25 protein-coding genes and 1 pseudogene are annotated in these 23964 nt (G+C 72.9%); 13 read left to right on the top strand and 13 right to left on the bottom strand.

What is annotated here, in order from left to right:
- The 5 genes and pseudogenes from I4I78_RS11915 to I4I78_RS11895 form a co-directional block, all read left to right on the top strand.
- Window positions 1-348, top strand: a pseudogene (locus I4I78_RS11915) (hypothetical protein); the annotation flags it as partial.
- A 105-nt stretch (window positions 349-453) separates the two neighbouring features.
- Entirely contained in the window at window positions 454-2490 is a 2037-nt protein-coding gene (pknB, locus tag I4I78_RS11910) for a Stk1 family PASTA domain-containing Ser/Thr kinase (RefSeq protein WP_218611341.1), read from the top strand.
- Window positions 2491-2519: 29 nt separating this feature from the next.
- Window positions 2520-3155: an aminodeoxychorismate/anthranilate synthase component II gene (locus I4I78_RS11905; RefSeq protein WP_218611340.1), complete on the top strand. Its 636-nt coding sequence runs from the start codon at window positions 2520-2522 to the stop codon at window positions 3153-3155.
- A gap of 381 nt (window positions 3156-3536) precedes the next feature.
- Window positions 3537-3794, top strand: a complete 258-nt coding sequence (gene crgA, locus I4I78_RS11900) for a cell division protein CrgA (RefSeq protein ID WP_218611339.1) — start codon at window positions 3537-3539, stop codon at window positions 3792-3794.
- A gap of 70 nt (window positions 3795-3864) precedes the next feature.
- Complete coding sequence (locus tag I4I78_RS11895; protein WP_218611338.1) at window positions 3865-4311, top strand: PH domain-containing protein; 447 nt, start codon at window positions 3865-3867, stop codon at window positions 4309-4311.
- A gap of 194 nt (window positions 4312-4505) precedes the next feature.
- Here I4I78_RS11895 and I4I78_RS11890 read toward each other — a convergent pair whose 3' ends face one another.
- Window positions 4506-5390 carry a rhomboid family intramembrane serine protease gene (locus I4I78_RS11890; RefSeq protein ID WP_218611337.1) on the bottom strand — a complete coding sequence of 295 codons (885 nt, stop codon included), beginning with the start codon at window positions 5388-5390 and terminating at the stop codon, window positions 4506-4508.
- Window positions 5391-5427: 37 nt separating this feature from the next.
- Window positions 5428-5973: a peptidylprolyl isomerase gene (locus I4I78_RS11885; protein WP_218611336.1), complete on the bottom strand. Its 546-nt coding sequence runs from the start codon at window positions 5971-5973 to the stop codon at window positions 5428-5430.
- 42 nt (window positions 5974-6015) lie between these two features.
- Here I4I78_RS11885 and I4I78_RS11880 point away from each other — a divergent pair, with 42 nt between their 5' ends.
- Window positions 6016-6384, top strand: a complete 369-nt coding sequence (locus tag I4I78_RS11880) for a hypothetical protein (RefSeq protein ID WP_218611335.1) — start codon at window positions 6016-6018, stop codon at window positions 6382-6384.
- A 5-nt stretch (window positions 6385-6389) separates the two neighbouring features.
- Here the strand turns inward: I4I78_RS11880 and I4I78_RS33800 are convergent, their stop codons facing one another.
- Window positions 6390-7556 carry a S9 family peptidase gene (locus I4I78_RS33800; protein WP_218611334.1) on the bottom strand — a complete coding sequence of 389 codons (1167 nt, stop codon included), beginning with the start codon at window positions 7554-7556 and terminating at the stop codon, window positions 6390-6392.
- Window positions 7557-7770: 214 nt separating this feature from the next.
- Between I4I78_RS33800 and I4I78_RS11870 the strand changes: the two genes are divergently transcribed.
- The gene (locus tag I4I78_RS11870; protein ID WP_218611333.1) at window positions 7771-8112 is read left to right on the top strand and encodes a hypothetical protein; all 342 of its coding nucleotides are present in this window, start codon (window positions 7771-7773) and stop codon (window positions 8110-8112) included.
- A 28-nt stretch (window positions 8113-8140) separates the two neighbouring features.
- Here I4I78_RS11870 and I4I78_RS11865 read toward each other — a convergent pair whose 3' ends face one another.
- The 5 genes from I4I78_RS11865 to I4I78_RS11845 form a co-directional block, all read right to left on the bottom strand.
- Window positions 8141-8722: a GNAT family N-acetyltransferase gene (locus tag I4I78_RS11865; protein WP_218611332.1), complete on the bottom strand. Its 582-nt coding sequence runs from the start codon at window positions 8720-8722 to the stop codon at window positions 8141-8143.
- Window positions 8723-8808: 86 nt separating this feature from the next.
- Window positions 8809-9396 carry an NADPH-dependent FMN reductase gene (locus tag I4I78_RS11860; RefSeq protein ID WP_218611331.1) on the bottom strand — a complete coding sequence of 196 codons (588 nt, stop codon included), beginning with the start codon at window positions 9394-9396 and terminating at the stop codon, window positions 8809-8811.
- Between the two features lie 33 nt (window positions 9397-9429).
- The gene (locus I4I78_RS11855) at window positions 9430-10188 is read right to left on the bottom strand and encodes a dihydrofolate reductase family protein (protein ID WP_218611330.1); all 759 of its coding nucleotides are present in this window, start codon (window positions 10186-10188) and stop codon (window positions 9430-9432) included.
- Window positions 10185-11051 (bottom strand): dihydropteroate synthase, encoded by an 867-nt coding sequence (gene folP / locus I4I78_RS11850; protein WP_218611329.1) that lies wholly within the window; start codon window positions 11049-11051, stop codon window positions 10185-10187. The genes I4I78_RS11855 and folP overlap by 4 nt, the downstream gene beginning before the upstream one ends.
- Window positions 11052-11188: 137 nt before the next feature.
- Window positions 11189-11851, bottom strand: a complete 663-nt coding sequence (locus tag I4I78_RS11845; RefSeq protein WP_308252043.1) for a hypothetical protein — start codon at window positions 11849-11851, stop codon at window positions 11189-11191.
- A 536-nt stretch (window positions 11852-12387) separates the two neighbouring features.
- On the opposite strand from I4I78_RS11845, the gene I4I78_RS11840 reads away from it, so the two are divergent.
- A complete protein-coding gene (locus I4I78_RS11840) occupies window positions 12388-12837 on the top strand; it encodes a PaaI family thioesterase (protein WP_308252042.1) in 450 nt (149 codons plus the stop codon).
- Here the strand turns inward: I4I78_RS11840 and I4I78_RS11835 are convergent.
- The 3 genes from I4I78_RS11835 to I4I78_RS11825 all read right to left on the bottom strand — a co-directional run bounded on the left by I4I78_RS11835 (window position 12825) and on the right by I4I78_RS11825 (window position 15565).
- Entirely contained in the window at window positions 12825-13559 is a 735-nt protein-coding gene (locus I4I78_RS11835) for a BPL-N domain-containing protein (protein ID WP_218611328.1), read from the bottom strand. The two genes, I4I78_RS11840 and I4I78_RS11835, sit on opposite strands and share 13 nt — an antisense overlap.
- Before the next feature lie 250 nt (window positions 13560-13809).
- Entirely contained in the window at window positions 13810-15018 is a 1209-nt protein-coding gene (locus I4I78_RS11830) for an acyl-CoA dehydrogenase family protein (protein WP_218611327.1), read from the bottom strand.
- Between the two features lie 16 nt (window positions 15019-15034).
- Window positions 15035-15565 (bottom strand): SCP2 sterol-binding domain-containing protein, encoded by a 531-nt coding sequence (locus tag I4I78_RS11825; RefSeq protein WP_218611326.1) that lies wholly within the window; start codon window positions 15563-15565, stop codon window positions 15035-15037.
- 94 nt (window positions 15566-15659) lie between these two features.
- Between I4I78_RS11825 and I4I78_RS11820 the strand changes: the two genes are divergently transcribed.
- From I4I78_RS11820 to I4I78_RS11805, 4 genes are all read left to right on the top strand, one after another.
- Window positions 15660-16292 carry a TetR/AcrR family transcriptional regulator gene (locus I4I78_RS11820; protein WP_218611325.1) on the top strand — a complete coding sequence of 211 codons (633 nt, stop codon included), beginning with the start codon at window positions 15660-15662 and terminating at the stop codon, window positions 16290-16292.
- 122 nt (window positions 16293-16414) lie between these two features.
- Window positions 16415-16912, top strand: a complete 498-nt coding sequence (locus I4I78_RS11815; protein ID WP_218611324.1) for a GyrI-like domain-containing protein — start codon at window positions 16415-16417, stop codon at window positions 16910-16912.
- Between the two features lie 58 nt (window positions 16913-16970).
- Window positions 16971-18347 carry an NAD-dependent succinate-semialdehyde dehydrogenase gene (locus I4I78_RS11810; RefSeq protein ID WP_218611323.1) on the top strand — a complete coding sequence of 459 codons (1377 nt, stop codon included), beginning with the start codon at window positions 16971-16973 and terminating at the stop codon, window positions 18345-18347.
- Window positions 18347-18757, top strand: coding sequence for a VOC family protein (locus I4I78_RS11805; RefSeq protein WP_218611322.1), 411 nt, complete (start codon window positions 18347-18349; stop codon window positions 18755-18757). The genes I4I78_RS11810 and I4I78_RS11805 overlap by 1 nt, the downstream gene beginning before the upstream one ends.
- 75 nt (window positions 18758-18832) lie before the next feature.
- Here I4I78_RS11805 and I4I78_RS11800 read toward each other — a convergent pair whose 3' ends face one another.
- Window positions 18833-19912: a catalase family protein gene (locus I4I78_RS11800; RefSeq protein ID WP_218611321.1), complete on the bottom strand. Its 1080-nt coding sequence runs from the start codon at window positions 19910-19912 to the stop codon at window positions 18833-18835.
- 82 nt (window positions 19913-19994) lie between these two features.
- Window positions 19995-20933: a hypothetical protein gene (locus I4I78_RS11795; protein WP_218611320.1), complete on the bottom strand. Its 939-nt coding sequence runs from the start codon at window positions 20931-20933 to the stop codon at window positions 19995-19997.
- A gap of 173 nt (window positions 20934-21106) precedes the next feature.
- On the opposite strand from I4I78_RS11795, the gene I4I78_RS11790 reads away from it, so the two are divergent.
- Window positions 21107-23964, top strand: a 2858-nt coding sequence (locus tag I4I78_RS11790; RefSeq protein ID WP_218611319.1) for a molybdopterin-dependent oxidoreductase, incomplete at its 3' end; no start/stop codon positions are given.

Raw genomic sequence — 23964 nt, 5'->3', positions numbered from 1 at the left:
CGCCCGCCGCACGGCGGGCTCCGCGACGAGCCCGGCAGGGACGCGTCCGGACAGGTCCGCGCGGCCGAGCAGGCCCGCGGCACCGAGCACCCGTCCGGGCCGCTGGACGTCGCGCCGCGCCGGTCCGGGCGCAGCCGTGCCCTGCTGGCCGCGCTCTTCGTGATCCTCACCATCGCGGCCGTGCTCCTGGCCGTGCTGATCCTGCGCGGGACGTCGATCGCGGGGCTCACGAGCGGGTACCTCGCCGGCACGCCCGGTACCGTGGCCGGGTGGAAGGCCGACCTCACGGGACCGACGGCACCGACGGTGCCGTCGGTCGCGGACCGCGTGGGGGTCGCGGTCCGGTGAGCCCACGCAGGCGGCGCCCCGGCGCAGACGGGTGCGCCGAAGAGCCATGACCGCACGTTCCGACCGGCATGATGAGTACGCCTCCAACCCCGGGAACCTGAACAGATGACGACACCCCGCCTGCTGTCCGAGCGATACGAGCTGGGCGGCACGCTCGGCTACGGCGGCATGGCCGAGGTGCACCACGGTCTCGACACCCGGCTGTCCCGGGACGTCGCGGTCAAGGTGCTGCGTGCCGACCTCGCCCGCGACCCCCAGTTCCAGCTCCGCTTCCGCCGGGAGGCGCAGAACTCCGCGTCGCTGAACCATCCGGCGATCGTCGCCGTGTACGACACCGGCGAGATCGCGAGCGAGTTCGGCCCGCTGCCCTACATCGTCATGGAGTACGTCGACGGGCAGACGCTGCGTGAGATCGTCAAGACCTCCGGGCCGCTGAGCCAGCAGCGGGTCGTCGAGGTGATGGCCGACGTCTGCGCCGCGCTGGACTTCAGCCACCGCAACGGGATCATCCACCGCGACGTCAAGCCGGCGAACATCATGATCAGCACTGCCGGCGCGGTGAAGGTGATGGACTTCGGCATCGCCCGGGCCCTGGGCGAGGGCCAGAACGTCACCCAGACCGCCGCGGTGATCGGCACCGCGCAGTACCTGTCCCCGGAGCAGGCCCGCGGCGAGGCCGTGGACGCCCGCTCGGACGTCTACGCGGCCGGCTGCGTGCTGTTCGAGCTGCTCACCGGCGACCCGCCGTTCACCGGGGACACCCCGGTCGCGGTCGCCTACCAGCATGTGCGGGAGGACCCCAAGGCCCCGTCGCAGCTCAACCCCTCGATCCCGCCCGCGCTGGACGCGATCGTGCTCAAGGCGCTGAGCAAGAACCCGGCCAACCGCTACCAGTCCTCCGCCGAGATGCGCGCGGACCTGGTGCGGGTGCGCAACGGCGAGCCGGTGCTGGCCCCGATGGTGATGAGCGAGGACGAGCGCACCAGCCTGCTCGACGCGGACGCCACGGCCGCCGTCCCGACCCGCCGGGTCTACGCCGGCGGCGCAGGCCCCGCGACCGGCCGGCACACGATGCCCCCGGGGCACCCGGACGCCTACGACGACGAGCCACGCCGCGGTCGCGGCAGGAAGGTCGGCATCTGGGTCGCGGTACTGGCCGTGCTCGGCCTGATCGGCTTCGTCGGCTACCAGATGTTCACCACCTCCGCGCCGGCGACCGTGACCGTCCCGGACGTCCTGGGCCAGAACCCGGACCAGGCCCGCGCGGCGATCACCGCCGCCAGGCTGCTGGTCGACATCAAGAACGAGCCCTCCGACGTCTCCCAGGTCGGCAAGGTGAACCGGACCGAGCCCGGCGGCGGCAACGCGGTCGCCGAGAACAGCACGGTGACGTTGTTCGTCGGCACCGGCCCGGCGAACGCCACGGTGCCGGCGCTGACCGGCAAGACCGTCGACGAGGCACGCCCGCTCCTGCAACAGGCGGGGCTGCAGCTCGGTGCGCAGTCCGAGCGGGAGACCTCCGACTCCAGCCAGGTCGGCAAGATCATCTCGTCCACCCCCGGGCCGGGCGAGAGCATTGCCGGCAACGGCGCCGTCGCCGTCGTGGTCGGCAAGGAGCAGACCACCGTCGCGGTGCCGGACGTGAGCGGCCAGAGCGCTGCCCAGGCCCAGTCCACGCTGCGGGGAGCAGGCTTCACCTCGGTCACCACCAGCGAGGTCGACGGCGGCGGGACCGCCGGTTCGGTCGTCGGGACCAGTCCGTCGGCGGGCACCCGGGTGTCGAAGAACAGCACGGTCACCATCGAGATCAGCCGCGGGAACCAGAAGCAGATCCCGGACGTCACCGGGCAGGATGTGGGCAGCGCGGTCAACCAGCTCCGGGCGGCCGGCCTGTCGCCGCGGATCCAGCCCGAGAGCACCTCGGACAGCTCGCAGAACGGCAAGGTGATCCGCCAGACGCCGACCGGCGGGTCGCAGGCCTCGGACAACAACGAGGTCCTTCTCGTCGTCGGTACCAGCAGCGGCGACAGCGGCAGCGGGAGCGGCGACGGGACCGGGGGCACCGGCGACAGCGGCACCGGGGACCCCGGGACCGGGACCGGGGACACCGGCTCCGGCAGCGGTTTCCCGTTCGACAACTGACGAACGAGCGACACAGGAAGGGTTCCCACGTGCGGGTACTGGTCGTCGACAACTACGACAGCTTCGTCTACAACCTGGTCCAGTACCTCGCCCAGCTCGGCGTGGAACCCGAGGTGCTGCGCAACGACGAGGTCGACCCGTCTGCACTCGACGGCTACGGCGGGGTGCTCGTCAGCCCTGGCCCGGGCACCCCGGAACGCGCCGGGCGCAGCGTCGAGGTGATCCGCGCCGCGGCCGACCGCGGGCTCCCGCTGCTCGGGGTCTGCCTCGGCCACCAGGCGCTGGCCACGGCCTGGGGCGGTGTCGTCGAGCGGGCGCCGGAGCTGCTGCACGGCAAGACGTCGCTGGTGCACCACGAGGGCGTCGGGGTGCTGCGCGGGCTGCCCTCGCCGTTCGTCGCCACCCGCTACCACTCGCTCACCATCGCCCCGGACTCGCTGCCGCCGGAGCTGCAGGTCACCGGCCGGACCGAGTCCGGCCTGATCATGGCCGTGCGGCACCGGGACCTGCCGATCGAGGGCGTTCAGTTCCACCCCGAGTCGGTGCTGACCCAGGGCGGGCACCGCCTGCTGGCGTCCTGGCTGGCCGGTGCCGGGCACGCCGTCCCGCAGACGACCGTGGACGCGCTCACGGCCGAGGTCGAGGAGCTCGTCGCCGGCGTCTGAGCGTCCGGGCCGGTCGGTCCTCCGGAACGCTCCCGCCCGCCCGAAAGCCGACCCGGCGGGTCGAGCGTCACGTTCCGGCGGGGCGACCGACCACCTCGTGGCACTCGACGAGCACCGCGCCGTGGCCGTCCCGGGGAGTCGGGTGCTGCGCGGGCGGGTCGGTGCGGGCGTCGGCGTGGCGTGCCCCTCACGTCGTGCGCGGCACACGCGAGCTCTCACCCGCCGGCGCACGGCGTCACGGGCCCATCCCGCGTCTCATCCGCGCTACGGTGGCGGGGAAGCTCCCCGGCGGAGGCGCACCCGGCCCACGATGGGCCCGGGTCCGGCCGATCGCCTGCCGGGAGCGCGCCGTACACGACCCCGCACCGATGAGGTCCACCCATGCCGAAGTCCAAGGTCCGCAAGCAGGCCGCGTACACGCCGCCGTCCAGCCGCACCCCGGTGAAGGTGGCCGGTCCCACCCACCCGGCCTACATCGCCGTCATGGTCGCGATGTGGATCCTGGGACTGGCCTGGCTGGTCGTCAACTACCTGGCCGGGCCCTCGATCCCGTTCATGCTCGCTCTGGGGAACATGAACTTCCTGATCGGGTTCTCACTCATCGTAATCGGCCTCCTGATGACCATGCGGTGGCGTTGAGCTGCGGAAACACAAGTTTGTAAGTCATCCCCACTGTGGATGAAGCCTGTGGACAACTTCGGCGGTCACGATGAGTGATCAACATTCGGCCGTCTCCTGGTCCACGCCTGCCGGCCTGGTCGCGATGGCGTGGGTCCTCGCGGCCGCCGCCGCGGCCTGGCTGGTCCTGCTGTTCCTGACCGGCGCCGACCGGCCGGGGCAGCTGATCGCCGCCGTCGCCGCGGCCGGTCTCGGGTCGGCCGCGGTGTCCGGGACGAGAGCACGCCCGCGGCTGGCCGCCGGCCCGGACGGGCTCGTCGTGCGCCGGCTCAGCTGGACCCTCGACGTCGGGTGGCGTCAGGTGGAGAACGTGCGCGTACTGCGCCAGCGCCGCTTCGGACGCGAGTCGTCGCTGCTGGAGCTCGAGCTGCGCGAGCCGGACGGCGGGGAGCGCCTGGTCATCCTCGGCCGCCTGGAGCTGGGCGAGGACCCGGAGGAGGTCGCCGAGGTACTGGAGACCTACCGGCCCCCGCGCTGATCCCGAGAGCCCCACGCACGTCCCGGAGGGTCTCGAGGGGTCCTCTCGGGACCTCCCGGTGAGCGAAGGGGCCCTTCGGGACGCCGACAGATGCCCGAGCCGGGCCGTCACAGCGCCGGGGCTGTCACCTCGCCGGGACGGTCACCTCGCCGGGACGGTCACCGCATCAGGGGCCGTCACAGGGGCAAAGGCCGTCACAAGGCCAGGCTGGCGCCGATCGCGAGCAGGACGACCACGGCGATCCCGGCGACGGCCGCGGCCTGCACGGCCGGTCGTTGCCGGTTCGGCAGGTAGACCAGCGCCGCGGTCGTCGCGGCGCCGACCACCAGCCCGCCCAGGTGCGCGGTCAGCGAGATGCCGGGGATCACCAGGCTGATCACGATGTTGATCACGATCAGCCCGATCGCCTGCCCGGCCGGCATCTTCAGCCGGTAGAGCAGCACGGCCAGCGCGCCCATCAGGCCGAACACGGCGCCCGAGGCACCCGCGACCGCGGTGCCGGCGCCCGAGAACAGCATCACCGCGGCGGATCCACCGAGCAGCGACACGAGGTACACCGCGAGCAGCCGCCAGCGGCCCAGCACGGTCTCGACCTCGCGACCGATCACCCACATCGCGAACATGTTGAAGGCCAGGTGTAGCAGCCCGAAGTGCAGGAACCCCGCCGTCAGCAGTCGCCACCACTCGCCGTCGGCGACGAGCGCGGGCACCAGCCAGGTCCGCGCGAAGAGCTCCGAGTCGTAGTTGTCCGAGACGCTCCCGGCCGCGGCGACGGTGAGCGCGAAGATCGCCACGTTGATCGCGATCAGGATCGGGACCATCACCGGCTTGCCGACCCGGCTCGCGCCGGCGACGGTCCGCCAACGCGGGGCCGAGCGCGTGGCCTCGGAGACGCAGTCCACGCAGTGGTAGCCGACCGACGCCTCGCGCAGGCAGTCCGGGCACGCCGGGCGCCCGCACCGGGTGCACTGCAGCCGGGTCGGGCGGTCGGGGTGCCGGGCACAGGCTGTCGCGCCGGCGTCCGGGGGCGGGTACGGGCCGGGCGGCACCGGGCCCGGCGGACCGGCGGGGCCGGTCATCGCCGGGACCCCGGTACCGCGGCCCGTCGTGTCACGCTCAGTTCTGCTCGATATCGATGTGCTGGATGACCATGTCGGTCAGCGGGCGGTCGGCCTGACCGGTGGTCGTCTGCCCGATCGCGTCCACGACGGCGCGCGACTCGGCGTCGGCGACCTCACCGAAGATCGTGTGCTTGCGGTTCAGGTGCGGAGTCGGGCCGAGGGTGATGAAGAACTGCGAGCCGTTGGTGCCGGGCCCGGCGTTCGCCATCGCGAGCAGGTAGGGGCGGTCGAACTTGAGGTCGGGGTGGAACTCGTCGCCGAACTGGTAGCCGGGGCCACCGCGCCCGGTGCCGGTCGGGTCCCCACCCTGGATCATGAATCCGCTGATCACACGGTGGAAGATCGAGCTGTCGTAGAACGGGCCGGAGTCGCCGCCGCTGGCGTTCGGGCCGGTGTAGTCCTTGGACCCGTCCGCGAGGCCGACGAAGTTCGCAACCGTCTTCGGTGCGTGGTCCGGGAACAGGCTGATCCGGATGTCCCCCTCCGAGGTGCGCAGGGTGGCGGTCGTCTTCGCGTTTCCTGGTTCGGTCACGGATACCATCGTGCCAGCACACGGACGTCCACGCGGGAAGCAGGTCGCACCATGAACACCAGCCGTACATGGAAACGGGCCCGGAACGACGCCGGCACGGCCGTCGGGGACCTGGGCGAGGCCGCCTCGATCCTCGCGTCCACCGTGGTCTCGTCGGTCACCGCGAACGCCTCGGAGACCCTGGACGACGCCCGGACCTCGCTGGCCCGGGCCATCGACCCGTCCCCGGTCACCCGCCGCTGGCCGTGGTTGCTCGCCCTCGCCGTGCTGACGGCGCTGTCGGCGTGGGGCTGGTCGCTGGTGCTGCGCCGGGAGCAGCAGGTCCTCGACCCGGGCACGCCGCCCGCGACGACGGCCCCCACCGAGGACGCGCTGTTCGGCAAGCCGGTCGGCAAGAGCCCGACCGGGTCCGACAGCTGAAGCCCCTACCCGGCCCCGAGCGTGTCCCGCAGGAACCCGGTGACCGCGTCCTCGTAGACCTGCGGGTCGGCGTTCCAGCTCCCGGTGTGCTCGACGCCGGCGACCTCCAGGTAGCGCACCGGCCAGCCCAGGCCCGGCGCCGCGGCGACGAACCCGCGGCTGACCGAGACCGGCACGGCCGAGTCGGCGTCGCTGTGCACGACCATCGTCGGCGGCCGGACGGCCGGAGGCCGCCGGGCCAGGTCGAACCGGTCGAAGTCGATCCCGATCCGGCGGGTGGTCAACCGCGAGGCCACCCCGGCCAGCGGCGGGGGCAGGTAGCGGTTGGCCGCCTGCCGGCGCAGGGTCGCGCGCCAGTCGAGCAGCGGCGCGTCCCAGACGACGGCCGCGACGTGGGCCGCCCGCGGCGACCGGTCCAGGAACGCCCCGCTCACCGCGGCACCCATGGACCACCCGACCAGCACGATCTCCTCCGCGCCGCGCTCCAGGGCGTGCCCGACCGCGGCGTCGAGGTCCTCCCACTCGGTGTCGCCCAGGTGCGAACGCCCGTCCGGCCCGTCCGGGGCGGTGCCGTCGTTCCGGTAGCTGATCACGAGCTGGTGCAGGCCGAGGTCGTGCAGCGCGGGCAGGACCCGTAACGCCTCCCGGCGGGAGCCCCCGCGACCGTGCACGTGGATCGCCCAGGTCGCCCCGAACTCTCGCCCCCGCGCCGGCGGGACGTCCCAGGCCGGCGCCGGGCCCAGCGGCGTGTCGATGACGACCTCGGCGAAGGCCGGGCCGCGTGCGGCGGGGTCGGGGTCGAACGGCCCGGCGTCGATCACGGCGGGGCCGACGGGCGGCCGTGGGCCTCCCAGGTGTTCCCGCACCACGCGGCCCCGGCCCTGCTCCAGCACCGGGCCGAGCACCGCCAGGCCGCCGTCCCGGCCCGGACCGCTGTCCCAACGCAGTCCCCAGACCCCCGGCTGAGCACACAGCCGGCTCCGCGCGAGCGCCACCGACCCGTCCGTGGTGGACAGCACCCGTTCCGGGAAACCCGACCGTGACCGCGGGTCGATCAGGACCGACGAGTAGTGCCAGCCGATCCCGAGTGCCGCTCCCGCGACCGTGCCGGTGACCGCTGCCGCGGACGCCGTGCCGCGCACGGCCGCAACCCTGGTCGAGGACACGCTCACCGCTCCATCATGCGCGCGCGACCGGCCCGCTCGGCGACCTTGGGTGACCCCAACGGGTGGTACTGGCGGCGACGCCCGAGATACTCACCCTAACGAGTGAAGATCGGTGACCGGTGGCGTCGGAGCGAAACCGGGTTCGGCGGCTCTCGTTGCGCCACCAGGGGTCCGCCCCTGCTCGCTCCCCACATACGTCTGTACCCGAAAGGCTGTTCGCATGGACTCGATCGCCAGGAACGCTCTCCGCCTGTCGCTGGCCGGTGCCGGCGTCGCCGTGCTGGGGGCGGGCTTCGTCGCCCAGGCCTCCGCCGCAGAGCTGCCCGACGCGCCGAGCGCTCCCGAGGCCCCCGAGACCTCCCAGCTGACCGACAGCCTCCCGGCCGACGTCGGCAACGACGTCACGACGGACTTCGGCGCCCTCGAGGCCCCGTCCCCCGCAGCGACGTCCACCGAGGCGCCGTCCACGGAGTCCGCACCCACCTCCGACGTGCTGTTCGACGACCTTCCCGCGCTCGAGATCCCGGGCATGATGTACATCGAGGTCCCGACCGTCAGCTGAGTCCGGACCGCCGGCCGGGTCCCGCCCGTCAGTCGAAGCCGGGGCGCGGCGGGTACCGGCGCGGCCCGAACCCGGGGGCCGCGCCCGGCGGGGTGCGGACGACGAGCTCGTAGCGGTCGAAGTCGTCCTCGTCGTCGGAGACGTGGGTGAGGAACCGGAACCCGGCCCGCAGCGCCACCCGCGAGGACGCCGTGTTGGCGGGGTCGACGTCGATGCAGATCCGGTCGATGTCACCGCGCTCGGACAGGTACCGCGACGCCAGCAGCACCGCCCGCGTGGCCAGGCCGCGCCGGCGGAACTGCGGGTAGATCCCGTAGGCGAGGTTCGCCCGCCGCGAGCCGGGCTGCGGGTCGTGGTCGGCGTCGATCGTCCCGGCCAGCGTCGCGCCCCGGTCGAGCCGGATCCCGAAGCTGAGCTTCGGCCCGTCGGCGACCCACCGTTCGATCGAGCGCCGCACGTGCGCCTGCACTGTGGCCCGGGTACCGGCGCCGCCGTGCAGCCACCGGACCAGCTCGGCGTCCTCACCGGCCAGGTGCGGCTCGATGTCCTGCCACCGCAGGGGGCTGATCACGACCACGCCGTCGGTCAGCGTGTTCGAGGGCAGAGGCACCCCTGCATCTTGCAGCACGACCGGGCCGGGGCGGCCACTGAGTCCGGTGACCCGCCGGTCACCTCCGGTGACCGGCGAGAGAGTGCTCAGCCGGCGCGCAGGCTCCGCAGCGCCGGTGCGACCCGGGCCAGCTCGTCGAGCATCGCCTTCGCGCCGGCGGCGATCTCGTCGTTCGGCTCGAACGTGCGCTCGTCGCCCTCGCCGTGCACGAACTGCGCCACGAACGGGACGATCACTCCCGGCAGCGGCGTCATCCGCAGTGCGTTCAGGACCGGCTCCAGCGCCGTCACCGCGCGGGTGCCACCGGCGACGCCGCCGTAGCTGACCAGCCCGGCCGGCTTGTGCGCCCACTCGGAGTTCAGGTGGTCGATCGCGTTCTTCGTCGCGGCGTTGATGCTGTGGTTGTACTCGGGCACGACGAACACGAACGCGTCGGCGCGGTCGACCGTCGCGCTCCAGCGCCGCGTGTGCTCGTGGGTGTAGCGCTTCAGGCGCGGGTGGTGCGGCTCGTCGAACAGCGGGAGCCCGACCTCGGCCAGGTCGACGAGCTCGACGTCGAAGCCGCCGTGCTCGCGTGCCCTCCCGCAGATCCACCGACCGACCGGCAGGCCCGCCCGGCCCGGGCGGGTACTCCCGACGATCACCTGCAGGATCGGGCGGTCGGTGTCGGACATCGGTGCGTTCCTCCAGCTCGTACTGTGTTGTCGTCAGGTGGACGAGGGGTCTCGGACCCGGTAGCGCATCAGCAGCGTGTCGTCGCCGGTGATCGCGGAGACCAGCTCGAGGCGGGCTGGGTCCATCCCCACCCCGTGGGCGATCCGGCCGGCCTGACCGGAGACCAGGAACGGCGCGAGGGTCAGCCGGAGCTCGTCGACCAGGCCGGCCTCGGCCAGGCTGCCGAACAGTGTCGGCCCGCCCATGCAGTTGATCCGGTGCAGCCCCCGCCGCGCCAGCTCGGCGACCACGGCTCTCAGGTCCACCTCGCCGTCGCCCAGGCAGACGACCTCGGCGCCGGCGGCGGACCACCCCTCGCGCACGTCGGCCGGTGCCGACCCGCAGGTGAACACGATCGTCGGGACGAGCGTGTCGGTGAGTACCGGGGCGTCGACGGGCAGGGACCGGCCGGACGCGGTGACGACGGCCGTGACCGCGACCTCGCGCAGACCCGACCTCGCCCGGCGCCGGGCGGCCCGCTCGTCCGGCTTCACGCCGGTGAACCCCTCGGCGATCGCGGTGCCGGCCCCGACGAGCACGACGTCGGCGAGATCGGTGCCCAGGTCGAGCACCTCCCGGTCCGGCGGCGTGCCCAGACCCGCGGCGGTGCCGTGGACGGTCACCGCGCCGTCCGCGCTGGACACGAAGTTCACGACCAGGCGGGTGCGGTCGTCGGGGTACCGGTAGAGCTCCTCGAGCTGATCCGGAGTCAGCGGCCCGGCATCGCCCGACGGCCAGATCTGGTGGATCACGCGAGCAGTCTCACCGCTCGGGACGGGTTCCGCTCGCCGCGCACGGTGGCCACCATCTCCAGGGTCTGACGGGTGGCCGCGATCTGGTGCGCGCGCACCATCGCGACGCCCCGGTCGGCGGCCAGCGCCGTCGCGGCGAGGGTGCCGACGACCCGCTCACCCAGCGGCGCGTCCAGCGACTCCCCGACCACGGTCTTGTTCGACATCGCCAGCAGCACCGGCCAGCCGGTCGCGACCATCCGGTCCATCTCGCGCAGCACGGCCAGGCTGTGCAGCGTGTTCTTCGAGAAGTCGATGGCCGGGTCGATCATGATCCCGTCGCGCGGGACGCCTGCGGCGACGGCCCTGCCGGCCAGGGCGGTGGTCTGCTCCAGGACCGAGGCGACGACGTCGTCGTAGCGGGGGCGGTGCGGCTCGGTGCGCGGGGCGACGTTGTCGGTGTGCGCGCTGACGTAACCGGCGCCGTAGCGCGCGGCGACGTCCAGGATGCCCGGGTCGGCCGCCGCCCAGTTGTCGTTGACCAGGTCCGCGCCGGCCGCACAGACGGCGTCGGCGGGCCCGGCGCGGAACGTGTCCACGCTGATCACGACGTCCGGGAACTGCGCCCGCACCCACTCGACGGTGGGCACCACCCGGTCGATCTCGTCCTGCTCGGTGACCTCGGAGCCCGGACTGGCCGGGACGCCCCCGATGTCGATCACGTCGGCGCCGTCGCGGACGGCGGCGGTGACGGCATCGCGCGCGGCCTGCTCGGCGAACGTCGCGCCGTGGTCGTAGAACGAGTCCGGCGTCCGGTTCACGATCGCCATCACCATGGCTCGATCCCGGGTCCAGGTCCGACCACGGAACGTCAGGCTCGGCACGACAGGGTCCTCCTCGCAGCACGGAACCGGGCCGCGCCGGCGGACCCGGGCCGGACGCGCTGTGATCGCCCGGCCCTCCCATCCTGGCCCCGGACCGCCCGTGGGCGCCGGTCGGCCCACAAGATCGGCCGCTGCGGTCAGTTCCGGGCGTAGTCGCGCAGCTCCGGCTCGGCGAGCTCGCGCGGGTAGGTGGCCAGCGTCGTCGCGACCTGGCCGTTGTAGCGGACCTCGTTCGCCGGGAGCGCGACCGGGTCGACGCCCGGCATCAGCGGCGCCGCGCACACACCGCGGTCGATCCGCGCGGCGTCGGCCGGGCCGTCGTGGTCGAGGGCGTCGGTGACGACGGCGTAGCCGACCGGGTCGATGGAGCCCATCGAGAGGTGCTCGGCCACGTGCACCGGGCAGATCTGCTGCACCGCGATGTTCGAGGTCGCCCCGTCGCCGCCGCGCAGCTCGGAGCTCGGCGCCGGCGGCAGGTTCGGGAACACGACCTCGTCGGTCACGGTGTAGACGACCGTGTAGTCGATCCCGGCGAACGTCTCCGGGCCGTCGTTGAGCGCGGTGAGGAAGTTCGAGCCGGTCTGCTGCTGCCGGATCGCGGGCGCGCAGCCGGGCGCGCAGATCGGGTACGCGTCGAGCGTGCCGTGGTTGGACGGGTCGATGCCGACGTAGTCGCGAACCGCGTCCCGGGTGTCGGGCCAGTACTTCAGCGCCCAGCGCGGCACCATGCCGCCCTGGCTGAACCCGACGATGTCGATCTTGCGCCCGGCGTCGGCGTGCATCGTGCGGATCGCGTTCACGACGTATGTCGGCCATCGCGTTGCCGGGGAGCTCCACCCAGCAGTACGCCTGGCCGCGGGCGGCGAAGGCCGGCCCGTAGTTCCAGTCGAAGTTGACGTCCGGGGTGAGCGTCGTTCCGGGGACCAGCAGCACCGGTGCACGGTCGCCCGAGGCGAGGTCGCCGTGACAGGTCAGGCTCTCCTCGAGCTCGGCGGCCGGGACGCTCAGCTCCGGACCGGACTCGTCGGCGTGGGCCACCGCGCCGGTCCCCGCCACGGCGAGCACGCACGCCACCGTCGTCGCCAGCACTGTCGCCACCCTGCGCACGGACATCGTCGTCCCGCCTCTCCCCCGCCACCGCCGTCATCCGGTGAAACGATCTTGCGAGGTCGGGGTTACGGACGGGCCGCTCTTCTTATCGACCTACTGACGACAACTACGCCCGAGCTGCGCGACGACGGCCGACCCACCCCTTTATCGGCCGGCCGACGACAACGCCCTACGATGACCTCACGGGTAATGGCGCGGCTGCGACCGGCGGTACAGCATCGATCTCGTGGACCCCGCAGGAACGCCGCACCCGATCCCCGACACCGACGGTCCGGCGGCCCTTCTCGCCGCGATGCCGTTCGCCGCGCGCCTGGGCATGACCGTCGCGCGTGCGTCCGCGGAGACGGTCGTCGCGCACCTGCAGTGGCAGCCGGACCTGTGCACCGCGGGCGGCACGATGCACGGCGGCGCCCTGATGACCCTGGCCGACTCGACCGGCGCGCTGTGCGCGTTCCTCGGGCTCCCGGCCGGCGCGACGACGGCCACGACGACGTCGCACACGACCCTGTTCCGCGCCGCCCGCTCGGGGACGCTGACGGCCACCGCCACCGTCCTGCACCGCGGCCAGTCCTCGGTGGTGGTGCAGACCGACGTCACCGACGACCGGGGCCGTGCCGTGTGCCGGACCACCCAGACCCAGGCCGTGCTCGGCGCGTCCGGTTCTCAGGGCGCGTAGGTCGTCGACACCAGGTCCTGGGCCAGGTCGCGGTTGTCGACGAAGCCGTCGCCGGAGACCCAGTGCTCGTTCGCCTCGGGGTGGGTGCCGACCAGGCCGATGCGGCCCTTGCCGGCCTTCTGCACCAGCGCCGCGGGGAGGCCGTTCGTGTAGCGGGCCAGCACGTCGGCCCTGCTGTTCGCCGGCAGCCGGAACGCCGCGCCGTCCTGGAAGTACAGCTGCCGTTCCGCGCCCCGCCAGTTCACGGTCACTGTGGTCTCGGAGCCGTCGTCGACGGTGGCGCCCTCGGTACCGACGTAGGGGACCGCCGAACCCTCGAGGAGGCCGAAACCCCTGTCGGGGCCGGCCAGGTAGGCACCCAGGCAGAAGCCGAGGTAGGCCCCTCCCGCCTCCACGAACCTCTGCACCACGGCGCTGTGCTGCTCCATCGTCGGCCACGCCTCGTCGACGGTGCCGCCACCGGGCTGCACGTAGACCGCGGCGCCGGACAGCGCAGACTCCGAGAGCTCGCCGTCGTCCGGGCCGACGAACGCCGTCCGGAACTTCAGCGGTGACGCGCGCAGCAACGACTCCAGCGTCTCCGGTGAGCCCTCGGTGGTCACCGGCCCGCCGCGGTAGATCAGGGCCAGCGGGCCCTCCTCGGCGGCCGTGGCCACCTCGCGGGTCACCAGGCCTGCCGCCACCGTCAGTGCACCGATGGTCAGGAACCGTCTGCGGTCCATGCGTCCTCGACTCTCGTTCGCGGGGGCACCCGGCGGCGCCGACGTCGAGGGGGAGCTCACGTCGGGAACGGACAGCCCGGACGGATCACCGAACCGTCGCCTGCCGGGTCGAACGCCGTGACCCTGACATGCCGGTCACCCGGACGGGTACGACACGACGATCACCGAGGGTGGGCGGTGGGCCCGACTCGGCGGACGGCACACCGCGCCCCGACCGGTACGGCCGGTCGGAGCCACGCCGCAGGACCGATCAGGCGATGTGCCGCCCGGAGATCGCGCGGGCGATCACCAGCTGCTGGATCTGCTCGGTGCCCTCGAAGATGTCGTAGATCTTCGAGTCGCGGTGCATCCGCTCCACCGGGTGCTCGCGGGAGTAGCCGGCACCACCCAGGATCTGGATCGCCCGCTCGGTCGACCACACCGCGACCCGGCCCGCCTTGAGCTTCGACATCGAGCCCTCGCCGGCTTCGAACGCGACGTTGTTGCGCCCCATCCAGGCCGCCCGCCAGACCAGCAGCCGGGCCGCGTCGATCTCGGTCTTCATATCGGCCAGGGTGAAAGCGATCGACTGGTTGTCGATGATCGGGCGGCCGAACGTGGTGCGCTCCTTGGCGTAGTCCAGCGCGTACTCGTAGGCGGCGCGGGCGATGCCGATCGCCTGCGCGCCGACCGTCGGTCGGGACAGCTCGAACGTCTGCATCGCGGCCGAGCCCTTCGACCGCTCCCCGGAACGGGCCCGGGCCAGGCGCTCGTCGAGCTTCTCCTTGCCGCCGAGCAGGCAGCTGCCGGGCACGACGACGTCGTCGAGGAACACGTCGGCGGTGTGCGAGGCGCGCAGCCCCATCTTCTTGATCTTGCGGGTGGACTCCAGGCCGGGCGTCCCGTGGGGGACGACGAACGCGGCCTGGCCCTTGGTGCCCAGCTCCGGGTCCACGACCGCCTGCACCACGTGCAGGTTCGCGATGCCGCCGTTGGTCGCCCAGGCCTTCTGCCCGGTCAGCGTCCACTGGTCCCTGGCCTCGTCGTAGACGGCGCGGGTGCGCATCGCCCCGACGTCGGAGCCGGACTCGGGCTCCGAGCTGCAGAACGCGCCGACCTTCGGGTCCGCGGCGTCGCCGTAGCACTGCGGGATGAACTCGACCATCTGCTCCGGCGTGCCGGAGGCGAAGATGCCGGCCACCGCCAGCGTCGTGCCGAAGATGGCCATCCCGATGCCGCCGTCGCCCCAGAACAGCTCCTCGTTCACCAGCGGCATCGACAGCCCGGACTCGTCACCCCAGAACGAGGCCAGCGTCTCGAAGCTGTAGAGCTCGATCTTCGCGGCCTCCTGCAGGATCGGCCACGGGGTCTCCTCCCGCTCGTCCCACTCGGCGGCGGCCGGCCGGACCACGTCGGCGGCGAAACCGTGCACCCATTCCCGCAGGTCACGGTGCTCCTCGGACAGTTCGAAGGAGAACATCGAGAGGCCTTTCTCGTCAGGCGGATGGGATCGTGAACATCTTCTGCAGGGCGGTCGCGAACCCGACGTCGCCCTCGACCTTGAGCTTGCGCGTCATGAACAGCGTGACCGGGCTGGCGTTGTTCGTGACGACCTTGAGGAACTCGGTGCCCGGCATGGTCAGCGCGGTGCGGTAGTCCTCGTCGGTGCCGTGGGTGACGGTGCAGGTGCCGTCGGCCAGCACGGTCTGGAAGCTGTCGAGGTCCTTGCCGTCCTTGATGTGCCAGTGCACGACCTGGCGTTTCCCGCTCGCACCCTTCGACGAGTAGAACTCGCTCATCCGGCCGAAGATCGCCTCCAGCACGTCCCGGCGCACGGTCGAGGACATGACGGTGGACAGCTGCGACTTCGACGCGCTCTTCACCAGCCGCGCGAACAGCGACGGGTCGACGTCGGCCGGGTCCCCGTCGCGCAGCGCGACGGTCAGTGTCCGGATCAGCTGCTCGTCGGACAGCGACTTCGGGTCGACGCTGCGACCCAGCTCGTTGACGTCGACCGTGTCGGCCATCGCGGCATCCACCTCACCGTGGGGGGTATCCGGTACCGGCGGTACCGTCTCGATCTTCTCGCTACTTTACGCATCAGTAGATAGAGTGCAAGACATGTCCACCCGCCGGCGACTCCCTCCTGAACAGCGGGAGCGCCAGGTGCTCGACGCCGCGGCCCGGGTGTTCGCCCGCAGCGGCTTCCACGACGCGTCGATGGACGCCGTCGCCGACGAGGCGGGCGTCTCGAAGCCGATGGTCTACACCCACGGCGGCGGGTCGAAGGAGGAGCTGTTCGCCCGCTGCATCCGGCGCGAGGCGGAGCGCCTGCTGACCTCGGTGTCCGGCGGCATCGGCAGCCCGGATCCGGAGACCCGGCTGTACCGCGGGCTGCGGGCGTTCTTCACCACGGTCACCACCCACCGCGAGGGCTGGATGGTGCTCTACCGCCAGGCCCGCGCCGGGACGTTCGCCGGCGAGGTGTTCTCCGCGCGCAGCCGGATCGTCACCCGCGTCGCGGAGCTGCTGGCCGACTCCTCGGTCGACCCGGCCGCGGCGATGCCGGTGGCCTCGACGCTCGTCGGCGCAGCGGAGGGCCTCGCCGACTGGTACTTCGACGGCGGCACCGGCACCCCGGACGACCTCGCCGCGCAGCTGATGAGCGTGGTCTGGCCCGGGCTCGCCGCGCTGCGGGCCGGGCACGCCTGGTCGCCCACCGACGTCGGCACCGAGCGCGTCACCGATTCATGATCGATTCTTGTGGGACGATCGTGGCCACCGGTGGCCGGGAAGTTCCCACACAGATCGATCTTGCCCGGTTCACGACCGGTCGGACGCCGTTGACTCCCAGCTCCCGCCACGGTCGGAACGTCATGCAGACATTTCCGGCACCCCAGGTCGTCGACCGCCCCGAGCAGCCCTACGTCGGGGTCACCCGCACGGTCACCATGACGACGATGGGCGAGATCGCCGACCGGCTCCCGCTCCTGATCGGCCGGCTCACCGAGGTCGGCATCGCCCCTGCCGGCGCACCCTTCCTCCGCTACCTGGTGATCGACATGGACCGGAGCCTGACCGTGGAGGCCGGTGTGCCGGTGGCCGGGCCCGCTCCCGACGACGAGCAGTGGCACACGGGCGTCCTCCCGGGCGGCCGCTACGCGACGCTGACCCACACCGGCCATCCGGACGAGCTGATCGCGGTCACCGACGGCCTGCTCGCCTGGGCCGGGGAGCACGGTCACCACTGGGACGTGGAACGCGGGCCCGACGGGGACCGCTGGGGATGCCGGCTGGAGGCGTTCCACACCCACCCGATGGAGGTGCCCATCGACGCCTGGGTCACCGAGCTGGCCTTCCGCCTCGCCGACTGAGTGTCCGCGCCGTTCGCGCGGCACGTGTCCACCTGCTTGGAGCGGGTAACCGACGGGCATGGCTATCGCAACGACGAACCCGGCGACCGGAGAGGTCGTCCGGGAGTTCGACGAGCTCACCGACGACCAGGTCGAGCAGGCCCTGCAACGCGCGCACGAGGCGTTCGGGACCTACCGCGACACCACGTTCGCCCAGCGCTCCGGCTGGCTGCGCGCGGCGGCGGACATCCTCGACGCCGAGGTCGACGACCTCGCCCGGCTCGCGACCCTGGAGATGGGCAAGACGTTCGCGGCGGCGAAGGCGGAGGTGTCGAAGTCCGCGTACGGGCTGCGCTGGTACGCCGACAACGCCGAGCGCGCCCTGGCCGACGTGCCGTGGTCGCCGGCGAGTGCACCCGAGGGGGCCCGGGTCTTCACCCGCTACCAGCCGCTCGGCCCGGTGCTGGCGGTCATGCCGTGGAACTTCCCGTACTGGCAGGTCTTCCGCTTCGCCGCCCCGGCGCTGATGGCGGGCAACGTCGGGCTGCTCAAGCATGCGTCGAACGTCCCGCAGGTCGCGCTCGCGATCTCCGACGTGCTCCGCCGCGCGGGCCTGCCCGACGGTGCGTTCCAGACGCTGCTCGTCGGGTCGTCGAAGATCGAGGCGATCATCGACGACGACCGCGTCCGCGCCGTCACCCTGACCGGCAGCGAGCCGGCCGGGCGCGAGGTCGGTGCCCGGGCCGGGAAGAACGTCAAGGCCAGCGTGCTCGAGCTCGGCGGCAGCGACCCGTTCATCGTGATGCCCTCCGCCGACCTCGACGTCACGGTCGAGCAGGCCGTCACGTCGCGTCTGCTGAACAACGGCCAGTCCTGCATCAACGCGAAGCGCTTCATCGTGCACGCCGACGTCGCCGACGCGTTCACCGAGAAGATGGTCGCGAAGATGGAGGCGCTGACGGTCGGCGACCCGATGGACGACGGCACCGACGTCGGCCCGATGTCGCAGGCCCAGGGCGTCGAGGACCTCGACCAGCAGGTCCGGGACAGCGTCGCGGCGGGCGCCCGGCTGCTCACCGGCGGCGAGCCGCTCGGCGGGCCGGGTTACTACTACCCGCCGTCGGTGCTGACCGACATCCCGGAGAGCGCCCCCGCCTACCGCGAGGAGCTGTTCGGCCCGGTCGCGATGATCTTCCGCGCCACCGGTGTCGACGACGCGATCCGGATCGCGAACGACTCCCCGTTCGGCCTCGGCGGCAGCGCGTGGACCACCGACGACGCGGAGAAGGAGCGCTTCGTCAACGAGGTCGAGACCGGGATGATGTACATCAACAAGTTCACCGAGTCGACGGCCGAGGTGCCCTTCGGCGGGGCGAAGAACTCCGGCTACGGCCGCGAGCTGGCCGACTTCGGACCGCAGTCGTTCGTCAACGCGAAGACGATCTGGATCCAGTGATGGTGAGCTTCTCGGCCGTCGCGCACGTGGCGATCGTCGTGCGCGACATGACGACGAGCATCTCCTTCTACGAGCGGGCACTCGGCTTCGAGCGCTCCGGTGAGCCCAAGGAGGGTCCGCCCGAGGCGGGCCACCCGCGGCAGCTGATGAAGCATCCGGACAGCGGGTTCGTGCTCGGGATCCACGAGCCGCACTTGCGGTCGGGGGACCTTTTCGACCCGTCGCGCACGGGTCTGGACCACATCGCGATGCACGTCTCAGACCGGGCCGATCTCGACGCGTGGGCGGCCCGCTTCGACGAGCTGGGCGTCGAGCACTCCCCCGTACGCGACGCCGGCTACGCCGAGTTCGTCTCGGTCTTCGACCCGGACGGGATCGCGTGGGAGCTGTGGTGGGCGAAGCCCGTCTGACCCCCCATCCGTGACGAGAAGGCCCCGCCGGTTCCGGCGGGGCCTTCTCATACGTCCGTCCATCTGTACGGCCGTCTACTCCGGCAGCTCGTCGACCGCCGTCATCTCGGTGCCGGTGGTCGCGTTGAGCGTGAAACGCTGCTGCCCCATCACCTCGTAGGCGCGGCGGCGCAGCCGGTTGATAGACCCGAGCGGCCGGTGCGCGGGCAGCCCGTTCCACGGCCGGAACGCCAGCCGGTCGTCGGCGAACACCCGCCGGGCCGGGGAGTAGGCGTCCTGAGGGGGCAGCCGGACCGTGGCGACGCTGCGGTACGGGCTCTCGTCCTCCGGCCAGTACACGGCCGCGTCCTCGACCGGCATCGTGTCGGCGTTCGTGCGCAGCTGTACCCGGACGTCGAACACGGTCTCCCGGTCGGTCGCCCAGCTCGCCAGCAGGTCACGCAGGACGTGGTCCGGGTCGGCGTCGGTGACCGAGCGCTCGGACAGGGCCTCCTGCTCCGCTGTGCCGGGGTACACCGCGAGCTTGGCGACGTGGTCGCCGTACCGGAACGCGGCCTGGGTGTAGTAGGCGTGCGCCAGCGGATGGATGTTCGCCAGGCGCCCGAACGCGGTCAGCTCCTCGGCGTCGTCGCGTTGCCCGACGGCCTCATCCATTCCGGTCAGGTCGTGGAAGTACCGCTCCCGGATCTCGGCGAGCTCCATGAACTTCTTCGCGGTCCCCGGCGGCAGTACCGGCAGAGTGTTGAACAGGAAGTCCTGCACCGGGATGTCGGGTGCACGCGGGTGCATCTTCTCGCCGGGCACGTCGAGGATCTTCAGCGCGAAACCGCGTGCGTTGGCGGCCCGGTCGTCGTCGAGCTGGCCGGTCTCGGTGGCGATCCGCACCACGACGGGATGCGTGCCGGGTGTCGCGAACAGGCCCTGGGCCAGCTCGGGCGGCAGGTCGTCGTGGATCTCGAGCGTCCCGCGCAGGATGCCGTGGCTCTTGGCGTGGGTGGCCCGGTAGCCGTGGCGGTGCTGGTCGAACGTCATCTCGTTGGTGCGGTGCATCGCGTCGATGCAGCGCGCGATGTGCTCGGCCTCGTCGGGCTGGGTCTGCTCGACGTCGTCGCTGTACGGGATCGGTGTGGCGGGCGTCGTCCGGTGCGTGCTCACCGCGTCGGGTTACCCCCGGCCGGGTCGGTCATGCGCGTGACCTGCGGCGGTCGGTCCGGGCACGCCGGCCGCTCCGCGAAGATCAGGTGGTCAGGCCCCTGCGGGACCGGTCCGGGAAACGGTCGACGATACGGCCGATCCGCTCGGTCGTGCCCTGCAACGGCGCGAGGGCGTCGGCGAGGACGCCGATCTGGCGGTCCAGCGCGTCGATCCGGGCCGCGACCGAACGCAGGTCCGGGGCGACGGTCGCGAGCTGGTCGGCCGCCCGGGCCAGGCTGACGTCGAGGGTCACCAGGCGCGGGGACTCCGCCCCGACGGCCGGTGCGCCCGTCGGGTCGTCGACCGCCGCAGCGATCCGCGGCACCGGCCCGTCCGGGGCGACCGCACCTGCGAGCGCGGCGATGTCCCCGCGCGCCCCGGCCAGCTCGCGCAGCGGCTCGACGGCACCGGCCAGCTCGGCCAGGTGCGCGCGGGCCCCGGCCAGCTCGGTGAGCGGCTGCACGGCACCGGCCAGCTCGGCGAGCGGCTTCACCGCACCCGCCAGCTCGGCGATGTCGGACCGGGCGCGGGCCAGCTCCTGCAACGGCGGCACCGCCCCGGCCAGGGTGGCGATGTCCTCCCGGGCGCGGGCGAGCTCGGTCAGCGGCTCGACGGCGTCGGCCAGCCGCGCGATGTCCTCGCGGGCCCCGGCCAGCTCCGTCAGCGGGCCGGCGGCTCCGGCCAGCTCGATCACGGCGGTGGTGAGCCGGTCGACCCGGTCCACCACCTCGGCGTCGTCGGCCAGTGCGGTGACGCGGCCCAGCACGTCGGCGAGCGCCGGGCCCAGCCCGGCGAGCGCGGCGTTCACCCCGGCCACCCGCCGCGGCAGCGAGGCCAGCTCGGCGAGCACGTCGGGCAGCGCCTCGACGGCGCGCGGCGCCTCCGCGAGCAGAGCCGGGACCTGCTGGCCGATCCGGACCGCGGCTCCGACCACCGTCGTGCTCAGGTTCCACAGGCTCGTCGTCAGCGGGGGCGTCGACACGTCCGACATCGAACCACGCCGGGACGGGCGGTGAACCCGCCGACAGGCCCCCCGTGACCCGACCGGTGCCCGGCGCGGGCTCACCGCCGTCATCGGGCGATGTGATGAGCCCGACCGGGCCCGGTGACCGCCGCGTCACGTGGCGGAAACACCGGTCCCGTTGCATCGACCCCATGGATCGCACGACCGTGAAGACGGCCTGCTCGTACTGCGGAGTGGGCTGCGGCATGGTGCTGGAGATCGGCACCGATCCCGGCACCGGCACCCGTTCGGTCCTGCGCGCCTCCGGCGACCGGGAGCACCCGGCCAACCGCGGCCGGCTCTGCACCAAGGGCGCGACCAGCGCCGACATGCTCGCCGCGGGCGGGCGGATGGAGACCGCGCACGTCCGCCGCGAGCGCGGCGCCGAGCCGGAGCCCCGACGTGTCGACGAGACGATCACCGAGACCGCGCACCGGCTGCGCGCGGTCGTGGACACCCACGGGCCGGACGCGCTGGCGTTCTACGTGTCCGGGCAGATGTCGCTGGAGGCCCAGTACCTGGCGAACAAGCTGGCCAAGGGCTTCGTCGGGACGAACGGGATCGAGTCCAACTCACGGCTGTGCATGGCCGGTGCCGGCACCGGCTACAAGCAGTCGCTCGGCGCGGACGGCCCGCCCGGCTCCTACGACGACCTCGACCACGCCGACGTGTTCCTGGTGATCGGCTCGAACATGGCCGACTGCCACCCGATCCTGTTCCTGCGGATGATGCAGCGGGTCAGGGCGGGCGCGAAGCTGATCGTCGTCGACCCGCGGCGCACCGCGACCGCCGAGAAGGCCGACCTGTACCTGCCGATCCGGCCCGGCACCGACCTCGCCCTGCTCAACGGGCTGCTCGCCCTGGTGGTGCAGAACGGGCACGTCGACGCCGAGTTCGTCGCCGCGCACACCGACGGCTGGGACGCGATGCCGGAGTTCCTCGCCGACTACCCGCCGTCCACGGTCGCCGACCTGACCGGGCTGGCCGAGGACGACCTGCGCCGGGCCGCGGAGTGGATCGGCACCGCGGGCGAGTTCACGACCTGCTGGACGATGGGGCTCAACCAGAGCACGCACGGCACCTGGAACACCAACGCGATCTGCAACCTGCACCTGGCCACCGGCACGATCTGCCGCACCGGCAGCGGCCCGTTCTCCCTGACCGGGCAGCCGAACGCCATGGGCGGGCGCGAGATGGGCTACATGGGTCCCGGCCTGCCCGGGCAGCGCTCGGTGCTCGACGCCGACGACCGCGCGTTCGTCGAGCGGGCCTGGGACCTGCCGGAGGGCCGGCTGTCCACCGAGGTCGGCACCGGGACCGTGGACATGTTCGAGCGGATGGCCGGCGGCGAGATCAAGGCCTGCTGGATCATCTGCACGAACCCGGTCGCCTCGGTCGCGAACCGCCGCACCGTCCTGGACGGGCTCGAGGCCTGCGAGCTGGTGATCGTCCAGGACGCGTTCACCGACACCGAGACCACCGCCTACGCCGACGTCCTGCTCCCCGCCGCGCTGTGGGCCGAGTCCACCCAGGTCACGATCAGCTCCGAGCGCACGCTGACGCTGACCGAGCAGGCCGTCGACCCGGTCGGTGAGGCGCTGCCGGACTGGCAGATCATCGCCCGGGTCGCCTGCGAGATGGGCTACGCCGACGCGTTCACCTACACCTGCGCGGAGGAGGTCTTCGACGAGATCCGCGGCTTCGCCAACCCCGCCACCGGCTACGACCTGCGCGGCGCCAGCTACGCGCGGCTGCGCGAGACGCCGGTGCAGTGGCCGACCGCGCCCGGCGACGACAGCGCCGACGGCCGCAACCCGATCCGCTACGCCGGCCCCGACGGGCCGACGTTCGCGACACCGAGCGGGCGGGCCGTGTTCTTCGCGCGCCCGCACATGCCGGCCGCCGAGATGCCCGACGAGGGCTACCCGTTCGTGCTCAACACCGGGCGGCTGCAGCACCACTGGCACACCCTGACCAAGACCGGCAAGGTCGCCAAGCTGGCGAAACTGCACCCGGGGCCGTTCGTGGAGATCCACCCGGACGACGCGCGGCGGCTCGGGATCGCCGAGGGCGACCGGGTCGAGGTCGCCTCCCGCCGCGGCCGGGCGGTGCTTCCGGCCTCGGTGACCGACCGGGTGCAGCCCGGGAGCTGCTTCGCCCCGTTCCACTGGAACGACGCGTTCGGCGAGTACCTGGCGATCAACGCGGTGACCAACGACGCGGTCGACCCGGCGTCGTTCCAGCCCGAGTTCAAGATCTGCGCGGTGACGCTCACCCGGGTGGGCGCGGCGCCCGAAACACCCGACGCACCCGACGCACCCGCGCCGGCCGCGAGCGGGAGCCCGCTGGCGGCGGCGCTCGGGCTGGGCGGATCACTGGGGCCGCCGGCCTTCAGCGACACCGAGGCCGGCTACCTGCGCGGCTTCCTCTGGTCACTGGGCGCCGACGCCACCCCCGGCGTGTCGGTGCTCCCGCCGGGCGCCCCGTTCGCGCCCGCGCACCGCGCCTGGGTGGACGGCATGCTCGCCGGGCGGGCGAGCCACGCGGGCGGCGCCACGGCGGTGGCCGACGCGGCGGTGGCCGACGCGTCCGTTGCCGAGCAGGTCGTCCTGGCCTGGGCCTCGCAGACCGGCAACGCCGAGGAGCACGCCCACGAGGTCGCCGCGCGGCTGCGCGATGCCGGGCACGCGGTCGAGCTGGTCGGGATGGACGACCTCGACCCGGCCCGGCTGCCGTCGGTACCGACCCTGCTCGCGGTGACCAGCACGTTCGGCGACGGCGACGCCCCGGACAACGGCGCCGCGTTCTGGTCCGCGATCGAGGGCCCCGACGCCCCGCCGCTGCCGGAGACCCGGTTCGCGGTGCTGGCCTTCGGCGACCCCGGCTACGACGACTTCTGCGGACACGGCCGGCGCCTCGACGAGCGTCTGGCCGAGCTCGGCGCGACCCGGATGACCGGGCGGGTCGAGTGCGAGCCGGGCGACTCCGCACCCGTCGACACCTGGCTCGA

The sequence above is a fragment of the Pseudonocardia sp. KRD291 genome (assembly GCF_019263595.1).
In the GTDB taxonomy this organism is placed as follows: Bacteria; Actinomycetota; Actinomycetes; order Mycobacteriales; family Pseudonocardiaceae; genus Pseudonocardia.
The sequence above is the reverse complement of the archived record's forward strand: the minus strand, read 5'-3'. Positions and strand labels throughout refer to the sequence as shown.

What these genes read in the sequence shown, in the direction of transcription:
- I4I78_RS11890 (WP_218611337.1), bottom strand. Translation starts at nt 5,390, where the DNA reads ATGACCGGCCCCGCCGGTCCGCCGGGCCCGGTGCCGCCCGGCCCGTAC.
- crgA (WP_218611339.1), top strand. Translation starts at nt 3,537, where the DNA reads ATGCCGAAGTCCAAGGTCCGCAAGCAGGCCGCGTACACGCCGCCGTCC.
- pknB (WP_218611341.1), top strand. Translation starts at nt 454, where the DNA reads ATGACGACACCCCGCCTGCTGTCCGAGCGATACGAGCTGGGCGGCACG.
- I4I78_RS11810 (WP_218611323.1), top strand. Translation starts at nt 16,971, where the DNA reads ATGGCTATCGCAACGACGAACCCGGCGACCGGAGAGGTCGTCCGGGAG.
- I4I78_RS11860 (WP_218611331.1), bottom strand. Translation starts at nt 9,396, where the DNA reads ATGTCCGACACCGACCGCCCGATCCTGCAGGTGATCGTCGGGAGTACC.
- I4I78_RS11825 (WP_218611326.1), bottom strand. Translation starts at nt 15,565, where the DNA reads ATGGCCGACACGGTCGACGTCAACGAGCTGGGTCGCAGCGTCGACCCG.
- I4I78_RS11870 (WP_218611333.1), top strand. Translation starts at nt 7,771, where the DNA reads ATGGACTCGATCGCCAGGAACGCTCTCCGCCTGTCGCTGGCCGGTGCC.
- I4I78_RS11880 (WP_218611335.1), top strand. Translation starts at nt 6,016, where the DNA reads ATGAACACCAGCCGTACATGGAAACGGGCCCGGAACGACGCCGGCACG.
- I4I78_RS11835 (WP_218611328.1), bottom strand. Translation starts at nt 13,559, where the DNA reads ATGGACCGCAGACGGTTCCTGACCATCGGTGCACTGACGGTGGCGGCA.
- I4I78_RS11830 (WP_218611327.1), bottom strand. Translation starts at nt 15,018, where the DNA reads ATGTTCTCCTTCGAACTGTCCGAGGAGCACCGTGACCTGCGGGAATGG.
- I4I78_RS11820 (WP_218611325.1), top strand. Translation starts at nt 15,660, where the DNA reads ATGTCCACCCGCCGGCGACTCCCTCCTGAACAGCGGGAGCGCCAGGTG.
- I4I78_RS11805 (WP_218611322.1), top strand. Translation starts at nt 18,347, where the DNA reads ATGGTGAGCTTCTCGGCCGTCGCGCACGTGGCGATCGTCGTGCGCGAC.
- I4I78_RS11815 (WP_218611324.1), top strand. Translation starts at nt 16,415, where the DNA reads ATGCAGACATTTCCGGCACCCCAGGTCGTCGACCGCCCCGAGCAGCCC.
- I4I78_RS11885 (WP_218611336.1), bottom strand. Translation starts at nt 5,973, where the DNA reads ATGGTATCCGTGACCGAACCAGGAAACGCGAAGACGACCGCCACCCTG.
- I4I78_RS11895 (WP_218611338.1), top strand. Translation starts at nt 3,865, where the DNA reads ATGAGTGATCAACATTCGGCCGTCTCCTGGTCCACGCCTGCCGGCCTG.